Source organism: Bacteroides sp. BFG-637, assembly GCF_024793605.1.
GTDB lineage: Bacteria > Bacteroidota > Bacteroidia > Bacteroidales > Bacteroidaceae > Bacteroides > Bacteroides vicugnae.
In genome coordinates this window covers 3,188,788-3,202,768 of the sequence record NZ_JANUPD010000002.1, presented here as the reverse complement: position 1 = coordinate 3,202,768, position 13,981 = coordinate 3,188,788, and the positions used below count along the sequence as shown (strand labels likewise).

Below are 13,981 nucleotides of genomic sequence, written 5' to 3'. Positions count from 1 at the left end.
TTCTAAAAACGGTTAGAATCCTAATTTCAAACTCACTGTATAGGTCTTAGTCAATGGATAGGAAGGTGCATTACTTGCTGTTGCTTCCGGATCTCCCCAAAGGTATGGGGTAAACGTCAACAGATTGTAACCACTGAATGCCAATTGACAGGTGTTCAATCCTAATCTCTTCATGAAAGGAAACTGGAAGTTATAAGACACGGTAAGCGTTTTCAGACGCAAGTACTTGGCATCTTTCTCATACAGTGTAGAAGTGGCATAGTTATTGTCCGCATTATCCCAAGTTGCACGAGGATATTCCGCATTCTGCGAAGGATTCTCTGTAGTCCATGTATTGGTCAAGTGGTAAGCCAACAGTCCCCCCCGGTCTTGGTAGCAGAAGAGACAAAGGGCTGACGGAATACATCTGAAATCATACGGCTTACATTCCAAGCCCCTGTCCACTGTGTATTTACTTCCCAATTCTTCCAGGCAAATCCGAAATTAAGACCAACCATATATTCCGGATCATCCGTAAATCCATAGTCGTAACTCATATCGTTAGAGTCTATTTGACGGTCACCATTTAAGTCAACGTACACAGCATCCCCATTTTTCAAGTCTACTGAATGTGTTGGGAATGGACGATTGAATGTCTTTTCATACAGTTCGGGAGTACTTTCATCGTAATAACGCCAAAAAACATACTGGCTACGCGAACCAATGCGGTGACCTTTCAAATACTGATAGTCGTAATCTTGCGGTGATTCTTTACGTTCAATGATCTCATTCTGGTTGTAAGAGAGATTAATCCCTGCCCAATAACGGAAATTCTTACCTATTCTATCATTCCATTTCAGTGATAATTCCCATCCCCAGTTTTTCACTTCCCCAAGATTTGAATATGGTGTGGTAAATCCCAGCATACCTGGCGCTGTTCCATCCTGCAACAGAATGTCCCAACGATGTTCCTTGTAATATTCGATTGTAGCGGATAATCGGTCATCAAAGAAGTTGATATCCATGCCATAATTCTGCTTGAAAGCTTTTTCCCATGATACGTCCGGATTATTTTTTGATTTTTCGTAGGCTCCTTTGCTAGTTGTAACATTCAGACCGTCCGTTCCGAAAAAATAGCCATAGCCACCACTACCGGAAGAACTTGCATATCGATTGGTTAAATCATTTAAGTTAACGCTATACGGGTCAGCTGTATACATAAACCGGCTACCACTGATCTTGTCATTACCTACCAATCCGAAACTAGCACGTAATTTCAAGAAACTAACGAACGGTTTTGCACGTTGAAACCAATTTTCTTCGCTCATCACCCAACCCACAGAACCTGCAGGAAAAAGAGCAAAACGTTTATCCGGAGCAAAGTTCTCAGAACCGTTATAACCCATATTAGCTTCAATCATATAACGATTCTTCCAGTCATAAGTGACACGTCCTACCAGTCCGACATAACCACGCGGAACATCCGGATATTCTGTATTTGAATAATAATATTCTTTGGACTGATTGTAAAGTAACAATGCACCTACATTGTGGTTTCCGAAAGAACGATTATAATTCAATCCTGCCTCCATATACCAATCACGCGATTTACCTGTACCACTACTATAACTTACATCTGTATACTTACTCCCATCCACAGGGCGCAGATTTACTATACCCTCACTTGACAATACAGGGTTATAAGTCATTTCTGTTCCACCGGATAGATATTTGTAAACAGTGAATGAACTATTATAAGATCCTTTCAATTTGAATGAAAGTCCCTTCGTGATAAAATCCAATTTCTGATCCAGAACAAGGTCAGCGTTCAATGAGTTATTACTAGTGCGAGTAGCACCACCTCCATAGTAAGTAAATGGGTCGATATCACCAGTAAAAGGCAGGCTCATTCCATCATCATAGCTGTCAGTTGTAGTGTAAACCAATTTATCATTTACAAAACCGGCACTTTTGAATGGAGTGGCATAATAGATATTTTTCACCATACCTGATGAGCCCTGACTTGTACGTGGTTTATCAGAAGAATTAACATTACCCGCCACATTAAAAGACAGAGTGGTTGTTTTTGTCACATCCATATCCAGATTACTTCGGTAGTTGAACCGACGATACTGATAACTGATGTTATAAGGTAACTGAAATTCATTGAAAAGTCCCCCTTGTGTATAAGCTCCGGCAGAAATGAAATAACGTACTTTATCCGTACCTCCGGATATATTAACATTATGTTGACTTTGCAAGGTGGCATCTCCCATGATATAATCGACCCAGTTAATACTTGGGAAACGAATAGGGATCAGATCCATCTTTAAATTTCTGAATTACCGCATCACTAAACATCGCTTCTTTCCCATCATTGGCACGCATCTGATTATAAAACGTTGCATAGTCATACGAATTGGCCGTCTCCACCATTTTAGTCGGCATCAATACGGAAGCTGAAGTAGTAAACGAAATTTTCGCCTTTCCTTCTCTACCACGTTTAGTAGTTATCAAGATAACACCATTAGCACCACGAACACCAAACACAGCAGTTGCCGAAGCATCTTTCAGGATAGAAATGGACTCTATTTCATTCGGGTCAATATCATTCATGCTACGTTCCACGCCATCCACTTGTATCAATGGAGTAGAATCTGCCCACGTTGCTTTACCACGAATAAAAATATCTGCAGCATCCGAACCCGGCTCACCGGAATACTGTACAGTAGTCAAACCTGTCATTTGACCTCCCAATACATTAGAAACAGAACCTACAGATGTACGTGTCAAAGCCTCACTCTTCACACTGGCAATCGCACCGGTCATAGTCACTTTTTTCTGCACACCATAAGCTACGATTTCTACCTCTTGCAAGGCAGTAGCATCTTCGACCAGCACAACCCGCATATCTTTCTTTGCCGCCACTATCTGGTCGCTATATCCAATAAAGGATATTTTCAATTTTGTACCTGGGCGTACATTGACTTTGAACACACCATCAATATCGGTGATTGTACCGATATTAGTGCTTTCAACAACTACATTCGCACCGATCACCGGTTCGCCTTTATCATCTACCACCGTTCCTTTGATGAAGCCTTGCTGCTGGACTACGTCCATGGCAGCAAAGACTTGTCCTTGATTACCGAAACTCGGAAGCAGGGCGAAGGAGAAAAACAGTGCGACAGGAAGAGCAGTTCCTTTTATTAAGTTTTTCTTATTCATATTTATCACTCATAATAGTTTTTTAATCGCATATTGAAAGAGTCGCTCCATTTATTTTAGACAACATCCTCAACATATTTCTTATAGCAAATTATCCTGATGCTTTTAAAATGCAAGCATCATAGGGAAATAACCAGCTGCTCCTCCTTGGTTTCGATATTTATCAACCAGGTATGCTCCTGTAGCCTGAAGTAGATGCTGATATATTACCGTTGTATTTCCTGTACGTTCATTACTACTCCAATGACGACTACCTACAGCCAGAGCCTCTCCACCTGCGTTTTTAATACTTTCTTGAACGGTAGATATAACATTTACGAGTTCATCTAATTCGTATAAAGAGGGAAGATACCAGCTAGAGGCAGAAGCAGGCACGAAAACTGCTCCACGATAAGCCTCAACATAACTTACAGCCTTGTCGCACACAAATGTATTAGGAGACATCGTCATTAATACTGTATTGTTATATCCCAAATATGCTGCAATGGAAGTATTATATGTTGTACAAGCTACAAATTTATCCGACCAATCTTCATCCGTTGAATACCAGCCGCCAAAAAACACATCTCTATTAGTTGAAAATGCAGCAGTTTGTGTTCCACCAACTGACGGGTAAGTTATAGCCAGTACGAGTCCATGCGTACAGCTTGGATAATCACGGCGCAATGCATCATTTGTTTCTGTATATGTAGCAGGAGTTGTTATTGACGGTTGCGGATTACCTACATGATATACAATACCGATTACATTGTCTGGTGCAGTTTCTACATCTTTGCTGACAATAGAACCATCTGCACAATAATAGTCTCCTACAGCCAAAAGATGTGAACTCTTATTTGTGTCCTCGATCACATATTTTTTTGCAGTTCCACTTTCCAAAGTACCGTTAGCAGCATAATCCATTTCTTGTGCTCCAGTATAAGTCCCTTTGATAGAAAAAGCCGTATTGGGTTTCACCAAAAAGCGATAAGTATCTGTACTTGCCTGATAATAAGGAGATGCCTCCACATTATCTATAGTAAAAGAACCTACAGTTACAGGCAATTTATAATCTTCCAGTGTTACATCCGTATTTGTAAAGGTATACACCTTTTCAGGCATTTGTATCACAGCCATCGCCATTCTATGCTGCATGGTAAAAGCAATTGACCCTTTCAAGCGGTCACCTTGTACAGTCCCTGTGCTTGTCATCAAATCATACTTAGTATAGTTATCACCACTTTGGTCTACTCCAACTTTCCAATTGCTGACATATGTAGCGAAAGGATCATCATTCGCAGGTTCGAAAGTAACTTTAGAGTCATAGGGATAATAAGCATAAAAGTTCATTTTAGAGAACTCCGAACCTTTATATTCTATAGCATCTTCACCGTCGGTCAACACCCATTCCCCATCCTGATACGTAAATTGGCGGTTATTTATATCTTCAACAATATTTTCACCTTTGACTGCGAAAATACCAATCATATCGCCTTCGGAAAATTTAGTTGTATAATTATTCTCCGTAGCCCGCGTTCCAGGAGCATTTACAGTTTGAAAGCCATCTTCAGATACGCTGATTTGGAAGCCTTGTAAAGTTCCCATATTTTCACCTTCTATCCCGTCATCCTGCGAACAAGAAGCCAAGGACACTACTCCAAGAAGAAGCATTGATATATAGTTATATACTTTCATAAATCAGATTTTATTTAGTTTTTAGTAATTCTTTCGTTTTATTCAAAATATCATTTTTTGGATGTAGGAGTAATAGTTTCTTCTGTGATATTCCAGCTTGGATTAGTGATGTTCGTACCTGTTCCTGCTACACTCGGATCTGACTCAACAGTTCCGCCATCTTCATTTTTCCATCCAATGATTTGTGTCTCTTCGGTAATAGTTAATACAAAAGGATTATCTTTATACTCATTAGCTTGAATAGTATAATTATAAGAAACCCCAGGCTCCAATTTTGTCAAATTCGGAAAGTGAACTTCGTAATAATATCCGTTCATTCCTGCTTGGATATAGACTTCTTTCTGTGGAGTTTGCGGTAATAAGATAGCCTGTATCGTATAATTATCAGCTGCACCTACTTTAGTCCATACAATATCATCATCCGACGTTACAGATTCTATACTTACAGTTGTTTCTCCTGTATTCGGATTAAATGTCCCGTTCTTCTTCAAATTAATAAGGTAGCATGTGATATCCGACAATGTAACATTCGTACCAGCTGTAAAAGTCAGTTTGATACGACTCATTACATGATTAAATGCTAATTTTACATTGGGAGTTTCGGCAGTTGCCTTTCCTGATGCATAAAGAAAGTCAATCTGTTCACGTTTTTCTGCTGTAGCCTGATTTTCACTATCAGTAGACACTTCAATGGTTTCAGCTTCCGTACCTGATGTTCCAGTGAACGGATAATAAGCTGTCACATCATATTCTTGAGTACCTAATACCCAGATATCTTCAGCATATCCACTTTTTGCGGCAAACAAGCTATTTTCACCACCGGTATATTCATACTCAATATTCACCTGCCGGGATCCGCATGTAATTCCAACCAAGTCACCCATTTCCCAACTTGTTTCCGTAGCTCTAGTCTTAAGTTCGCTTGCCTCTTGATTATTAATCACTGCACTAAAAGAAACTTTTGCACCTGTTTCTCCTGCGAACTTGATATCAGATTCTTTCACGTCATTACTGCATCCCGCCAAAAGCAGCAGAGCAAAAGCAGCCGTTACATAGTTTATTTTCATACCATGTTTTTTAAAGTTAAACAAATATATTCTCATTTATAGATTCTCCATAAGTAATAAAGAATAGCCCTCGAAATTCATCCTTTCTAATGACTATAAGTGAAAGGCTGTGTTTTCCATAGTTTATCATACTTCAAAATATTAAGTTAAACAAAAGTTAGATTCTCTTTTGACTTGAAACCTTTTTACAAAGCATTACCAGGAAAAAGTTGTTGACAAAAATAACGAGCTATTGAAGATCTTCAATAGAGAAAACGTGAAAACAGGAGAAATGCCGTCATGCACGATGCATGAATCAATGCGTTTTATAATAACTGATTTAATATTTCCTATCTTTATCAGCATTTTATTGCATAATTTTGATATAATTGAATATAGGACGATTGTTTTTCATATTGTGCCTATGCAATACTCTATTTCTCAATTTGGATCCTAAATTATATCCATGTTGTGCAAATGTCTTTCGCAAAGCAGAATAGTAAGTACACCGCTTTTTACTTATCCCTGAAAGTCGTGCCACCTTGTCTATATGTCGAAAATCAAACTGTATATCTGTCTAGTAAGGCATGAGAATACTTTCCAAATTTTAAAATCCGTCTCTAGTCAGATATTTATCTATGATAGATTTTTACATCGGCGCTATGTACAGTAAAATTTCATTCTCTCCTCTTTTACGTATTACTGTTTTATGAACATATATATCAATATACTTTTTATCTTTAAAATTATATGCCAACAAATTCTCAAGTTAATACACCTAAATAATAAGTAAGCATAAAAATATCTCTTACTAGATAGATTGAGAGAGGTTTAAAAAAACGAGTGTCTCGTATTTCCTTAATTCATCTACTGACAAATCGAGTTCTCGTCCATATACTTGCAGGCATTTTCAAAGACACTCCGTAAAGGAATGGATAGAATAAGTTACTATAGGTCATATTTGACTCTGCATAATGTCGATACTGACTTTTATCAGAGTCAAATATATCTGATAGTAGCTATCTGTCCAGATTCCTTTTGAGCTCTTTTTAAAATCCTTAAGTATATGTACGAGAACTCGATTTGTCATTAGAGGAATCTCCAAAGAATTACGAGACTCTCTTTGTAAACCTTCTCAATCTATAAGTTTGTCCGATATTTTTTTCTTACTTATTATTTTCGTAACATTGAGAGATTTGTTTCCTTATTTCTTTAGATAAAAGTGATAATAGATATATAGCGTCAGTACATGAGTTACAGGTAAAAAGCTGAGTGATATTGCAATTTCCTCATACTACCATTCAAAAGTTATCATAGACAAATATCTGACTAGTGACGGGATTCTCAAATGTTGGAAAGTATTCTTTTTTAGAAGGTTGACAGATTGATTTTTCGACAGTAAGACTGGGTAGATATTTCAGGGTTAAGTAAAAGGTTAGCTTACTATTCTGCCCTTATCGATGTTTGCACATTGATATTTTTTAGTTGGAATCCAAATTGACAATTGAAAAATTCGCCATATCGTTTTTTATGTTTATCAATGTACTATTTTCAATTCATATAAAATTATGCAACAACAGCTGCATAAGTATTTAGGCACCAATATTAAATCGCTACTCATAACATGTGATTCTTGTGCCAAGTCTTGAGGCATTTCTTCATGCATTTGTACGTTTCTGCTATTGCTGATATCTTCAATAGCGCTCGTTATGTCTGCAAACTTTCTAATCCTAGTAGAATGCTTTGATAAACAAGGTTCTTTCAAGAAAAGAGAATCTAACTTTTGTTTAACTTAATAACAATAAATACACTATGTAAATATATAAATATTATATAATACATTACATTACCAATCCTCTATAAAATCCTATATTACAGGAATATCCCCATATAATAAAGCAAGAGATAAAAAGTCCTCAAAAGAAGACGAAAAGAAAATGAACAATAAAGGCTATATAAACCAATATTTATAACTTAATAATTAAAGTATGAAAAGCAACAAAAAAGGTAATCACCTGTACGCCTATAAGGATACTATCCGACGGCTATTTCTCCTCACTTTGTTTTCTTTTTTAATAGTAGAATCTTATGCCCAGAATAAGACAATTTCGGGCACAGTTACAGATTTCACCGGAGAACCGGTTATTGGTGCCAGTGTATTGGTTAATGGTACTACTAATGGTACAATTACCGATTTAAATGGCAAGTTTTCTCTTTCCAATGTGCCAATGAAAGGTACAATCACTATCACTTATATAGGATATAAAAAACAAGAAGTATCCGTGGCCGGAAATACTAACTTCCAAATTACTCTTCAAGAAGATACGGAAACCTTAGACGAAGTAGTAGTTGTAGGATATGGAGTCCAGAAAAAAAGTGACGTAACCGGTGCTATGGCTCGCGTAGGAGAAAAAGAACTGAAAGCAATGCCTGTAAGAAACGCACTGGAAGGAATGCAAGGCAAAACAGCCGGTGTAGATATCACGTCCAGTCAACGTCCCGGAGAGGTCGGTAACATTAATATCCGTGGACAACGCTCCATTAATGCGGAACAGGGTCCGTTGTATGTGGTAGACGGTATGGTCATTCAAAATGGAGGCATTGAAAACATCAATCCTTCCGATATTGAATCTATTGACATTCTGAAAGATGCTTCAGCCACAGCAATTTATGGTTCACGTGGTGCCAATGGTGTCATTCTTGTGACTACTAAAAAAGGAAAAGAAGGGAAGGTAACCCTGAACTATTCCGGTACTGTCACTTTTGAAACACTACACGATGTAACAAAGATGATGTCTGCCTCCGAATGGCTGGATTATGCCCGCTTAGCTAAATACAATGCAGGATCTTATGCTTCCACCACTCCGACTTATGGAAGCAGATAAAGCTGCATTCGGCAGTGTAACCTCTTCATGGCAGAACATCGAGAAGGCATGGGTAAACGGAGTTTACGATCCATCTTTAGTAGGTTCATACGACTGGACTTCTCACGGCAAACAAACAGGGATCACTCACGAACATACCTTAAGCGCATCCGGAGGGTCTGACAAATTTCAAGGCTATACCTCATTCGGCTATCTGGACCAGAAAGGTACACAACCGGGACAAGCATACGAACGCTATACATTGAAAACCTCATTTGACGTAACTCCTGTCGATTGGTTCAAAATGGGTTCTTCAATCAATGCATCGTATTCAACTCAAGACTATGGATACAGTTTCTCAAAATCTGTAACCGGTTCGGGTGATTTCTATAGTGCATTAAGAGGTATGATCCCCTGGACAGTGCCTTACGATGAAAACGGTGAATATGTCCGTTATCCGAGTGGTGATGTAAATATCATCAACCCTATTCGCGAATTGGACTATAATACTAATCAACGCCGCACTTTCCGCGCTTCTGCCAGTTTGTATTCACAAATTGATTTCGGTAAAATCTGGAAACCATTGGAAGGTTTGTCCTATCGTCTTCAGTTTGGCCCTGAATTCCAATTCTACACCTTAGGAGTTGCTAACGCTGCTGATGGTATTAATGGAGACGGTAACAATGGTGCACAATATAAAAACGAACAAAAACGTGCATGGACATTAGATAACCTGATCTATTACAACAAGTCTCTGGGACAGCATAATTTGGGAATGACATTGATGCAATCCGCTTCTGCCTACCATTACGAGATGGGAGATATGAGAGCCACTAATGTAGCCTCATCGGATGAGCTTTGGTATAATATAGGCTCTGCCGGCACACTGAACTCTTTCGGCACAGGACTGACTGAAACTCAAATGGCTTCTTATATGATTCGCCTGAATTATGGTTATAAAGATAAGTACTTGCTAACAGCATCTATGCGTTGGGACGGTGCCTCTCAATTAGCCGAAGGACACAAATGGGCCAGTTTCCCCTCTGCTGCTATCGCATGGAGAATGGATCAGGAAGATTTCCTGAAAGACATCAGTTGGCTGAATCAGTTGAAACTTCGTGTAGGTATGGGTGTTACAGGTAATGCGGCAATCAAAGCATATGCAACCAAAGGTGCCATCACAGGTTTATACTATAACTGGGGACAGAATGACTCATCTCTGGGTTATGTACCTTCAGATCCTTCACAGAAGGAACCCGCCAAAATGGCTAATCCGACTCTAGGCTGGGAAAGAACTACACAATACAATGTCGGTGTTGACTATGGTTTCTTTAATAACCGGCTTACCGGTAGTGTCGATGCATACAAAACGAAAACAGATGATTTGTTACTGGAAATGTCAATTCCTTCGCTAACGGGTTATGTTTCCACTTATGCGAATGTGGGTAAAACATCCGGATATGGTATTGACCTACAAGTAAATGCAATACCTGTACAAACAAAAGATTTTTCTTGGAGCACTACTTTAACATGGTCAATGGACAGAAACCGAATTGACGAATTGTCCAATGGTAGAACGGAAGATGTGAACAATAAATGGTTTGTCGGTGAAGAAATCGGCGTTTATTACGACTGGGTATATGATGGCATCTGGAAAACAGAAGAAGCTGAAGAAGCTGCCAAATATGGACGTAAACCGGGACAAATCAAAGTGAAAGATTTAAATAATGACGGCAAAATTGATGCTAATGACGATAAGAAAATTGTAGGGCACACACGTCCACGCTGGACAGGTGGATGGAGTAATACTTTCAGTTATAAGAATTTTGAACTGTCCTTCTTTATTCTATCACGCTGGGGTTTTACAGTTCCACAGGGAGCCGTTACTCTTGACGGTCGCTATATGCAGCGTAAAGTAGACTATTGGGTGGCCGGTACCAATGAGAATGCAAAATACTATTCACCCGGTTCTAACGGTGAAGGAGCCGATGCCTTTAACAGTGCAATGAACTATCAGGATGGCTCATACATCAAAGTTCGTAATATTTCATTGGGTTATAACTTTGCCCCACAGCAATTAAAGAATTTGGGTATCAATAATCTGAAGTTGTATGTTCAAGCCATGAATCCATTCAACATCTATAAGGCATGTGACTTTTTGGATACTGACTTGGTAAACTATGACAATAACACCAAGACATTTGGCTCACCTACCACTTTGAAGAGTTTTGTAATAGGTGTCAACATTGGATTCTAATAAACAAATTAAAGTAAAGACATTATGAAATTAAATAGAATATTATTTGCAGCTCTAATAGCCGGCGCAACAGGAAGTTCGATCACTTCGTGCAGTGAATCTTTCCTTGATGAGAATTTAACAACTCAATATAGTACTGACCGCTTTAAGACACAGGAAGGACTTGATGAATTAGTGACTGGAGCCTACCAGAAACTAAAATTCAAATTCAACTATATATGGGGTATTCAGTGTTACAACATGGGAGTGGATGAATTTACCGATGCTAACAATGTTATCCCTGCATGGAACCACTATAGCCAAGATTTAAATTCATCTGAGAAAGATGCCAACCAACCTGTCTGGGACAATTACTACGGACTGGTTGAACCCGCAAACATATTGATCCAGAATATACCTCAATATTATAACCAAAGTTCACCCTCATATAACACACGTCTGGGAGAAGCGCATTTTCTAAGGGCTTATGCTTATTTCGAATTAGTGAAGCAATTTGGTGGCGTACCGTTAAAATTAGTTCCGTCCACAAGTGCGGAAACATATTTCACACGAAATTCTGCTGAAGAAATATACACCCAGATTATATCAGATTTTGGAGAAGCCTACAGACTACTTCCGGATAAAGGTGAATCGATTGGACGAATCAATAAATACGCTGCCGCCCATTTCCTCGCAAAAGCGCATTTATTCCGGGCATCCGAATTGTACAGTGACTGGAACAGTAATTATGTAGCATCCGACCTTGATGCTGTGATTCAATATGGTTCGGAAGTGGTAGATGCACATCCGTTGTGCAATGACTATGTAGAACTTTGGGACTATGAGCAGCCGAACGGAGCCAATGAAAAAGTAAGTGAAGTGGTTCTGGCAGCTCAATTCTCTAACGACGAATCAACATGGGGACGTTATGGAAATCAGATGCATCTTTATTATCCGGCCGTATATCAAGGTAATGATATAGGTGGATGTAAACGCGACATCTCCGGAGGACGTGAATTCTCATATGTGAGTGCCACAGAATATACTATGCAGGTGTTTGACCGTGTCAATGACTCTCGTTTCTGGAAATCATTCATTACCTGTTATGGAGCCAACGAGACCAAAAGTGCTCCCACCTGGACAGCAGAAGATATGCCATATGCCCCGGCAGGTGTAAAAGAAGGCGACAAACGTTTTAGTGGAGGTGAACTCGGTATGAAATACATCGTTAATGACCCGGGAGACAACCGATATGAGAAATATTCCAACGCTCCGGCATATACTGTTTTGAAAGATGGAAAAATGTGCAATACATATACATATGTACGTTATTTCAAAGGACAGGAACACAGCTGGAATATAAATGAGAAAACGGGCAATTATTACGATATCATACCTCACAAGCGTTCAGTAGCTTTATCTAAATTCCGGGATGGTTACCGTGTTTCCATTGCATCTCAATTCGGTACTCGCGATGCCATCATCGCCCGTTCGGCAGATGATGTATTAATGGTTGCCGAAGCGTATATTCGTAAAGGGGAAGCCAATTACGACAAAGCTATCGAATGGATAAATAAACTGCGTGAACGTGCCGGTTACGAAACAGGTGAAGACCGTAGTAAGAATGTAGATGGCGGACAAGCTTATAAGAATAATCCTTATTGTTCCGGAAAAGGTGGCGGGCATTCTTCCGAAGGTGCTATTTACTGGGAAGAGAACACTTATTATGAGTCAAACAATATCGGACAGGAGACTACTGCTTCTACTAAAACAACAATGAAATTAAATAGTGTGGCAGATGTTTATAACTCTACAGTCGACACCCCTATCTACAACGAACTGGGCTGTACATCCAATGCAGACAAAATGATGTGCTTCCTATTAAATGAACGTACCCGTGAGCTTTGTGGCGAATTGCAACGCTGGGAGGATCTGGCGCGTACCAAAACATTAGACGCACGTTGGCATAAATTCAACGATGGTGTCAGCAGAGGTCTTGGTGAATTCAAACCGGAGAAACATTACTATCGTCCGATTCCTCAAGCCTTCCTGGATGGTATCACCAATTCAAATGGTTCTGCACTAAGTAATGAAGAAAAGAAAGCAATGCAGAATCCGGGATATTAAGATAAACAACTAAACTTATTGCCACTTGACACTCTTTGAAATAGTATTCCTAATCAAAGAGTAGCAAGTGGCAATATCATTATCTTAATTCCCGATATATTTTCACTTCGTCTTCTTCATAAACATCTTAATCTGATCGCTAATCTGCTCCATCCCCTTTATCGAAGGATGACCGCTCTTTTTATCAATATCATGCAGTTCAATACAATCAATATTATAGTGATGACAGATAGCTCTGACCGACTCATTAAACTCTTCCTTTAAACCTGAATTCAGCAGAAAATAGATCTCAACATTAGGATAACGATCAATCATGTGGTCGAGCAGATATGCCATGGCCGGACGGAATGTATATAAATCTTCCTTGGTCCATCCTTCATACTTGTAATCCCCAAGCGGTGAACCGGCCCAACAATCATTCGTTGCACCGAAAATAAAGATGATATCCGGACATCCCAACTTATCCATACGGGTAATAAAAGAACGATCCGAATAATCAGCCTGATTATAACCGGTATTACAAATTGTTGCGCCGGAAAATGAGTTATTGATACAAAGGCGGTAGTTATTCTCTTTGATGAATTTATGCCACCAAGTCTGCTTTACGGAAGTTACGTCCGTTTGCTGTTGCGGAGAAACGTAATACCAAATGCTATTGGTATCGGGTTGCAGGTATCCTTCAAATGTTGAATACGAATCGCCTAAAATAGATATAGATTTCAGGCTTTGGGCAAAGCTGATACTGCTATATAGAGTGATTAGCAGTAATAAATAAAAGGATTTCTTCATCTTAGCATAAAGTTTTCAATTTTGCTGCTAAGATACTA

At 39.0% G+C, this 13,981-nt stretch carries 4 protein-coding genes and 2 pseudogenes; 2 read left to right on the top strand and 4 right to left on the bottom strand.

Annotated features, from left to right (window positions below; translation table 11 throughout):
• Nucleotides 1-12: 12 nt before the first annotated feature.
• The 3 genes and pseudogenes from NXX38_RS12270 to NXX38_RS12260 form a co-directional block, all read right to left on the bottom strand.
• Nucleotides 13-3,207 (bottom strand): annotated as a pseudogene (locus tag NXX38_RS12270) (SusC/RagA family TonB-linked outer membrane protein).
• A gap of 105 nt (nucleotides 3,208-3,312) precedes the next feature.
• Nucleotides 3,313-4,881 (bottom strand): fimbrillin family protein, encoded by a 1,569-nt coding sequence (locus NXX38_RS12265; RefSeq protein WP_195648506.1) that lies wholly within the window; start codon nucleotides 4,879-4,881, stop codon nucleotides 3,313-3,315.
• 50 nt (nucleotides 4,882-4,931) lie between these two features.
• Nucleotides 4,932-5,948: a fimbrillin family protein gene (locus tag NXX38_RS12260; RefSeq protein ID WP_167511718.1), complete on the bottom strand. Its 1,017-nt coding sequence runs from the start codon at nucleotides 5,946-5,948 to the stop codon at nucleotides 4,932-4,934.
• Between the two features lie 1,967 nt (nucleotides 5,949-7,915).
• On the opposite strand from NXX38_RS12260, the pseudogene NXX38_RS12255 reads away from it, so the two are divergent.
• Nucleotides 7,916-11,048: pseudogene (locus tag NXX38_RS12255) on the top strand (SusC/RagA family TonB-linked outer membrane protein).
• Between the two features lie 24 nt (nucleotides 11,049-11,072).
• Nucleotides 11,073-13,154 (top strand): RagB/SusD family nutrient uptake outer membrane protein, encoded by a 2,082-nt coding sequence (locus tag NXX38_RS12250; RefSeq protein WP_148364267.1) that lies wholly within the window; start codon nucleotides 11,073-11,075, stop codon nucleotides 13,152-13,154.
• A 102-nt stretch (nucleotides 13,155-13,256) separates the two neighbouring features.
• Here the strand turns inward: NXX38_RS12250 and NXX38_RS12245 are convergent, their stop codons facing one another.
• Complete coding sequence (locus NXX38_RS12245; protein ID WP_195648510.1) at nucleotides 13,257-13,943, bottom strand: SGNH/GDSL hydrolase family protein; 687 nt, start codon at nucleotides 13,941-13,943, stop codon at nucleotides 13,257-13,259.
• Nucleotides 13,944-13,981 lie beyond the last annotated feature (38 nt).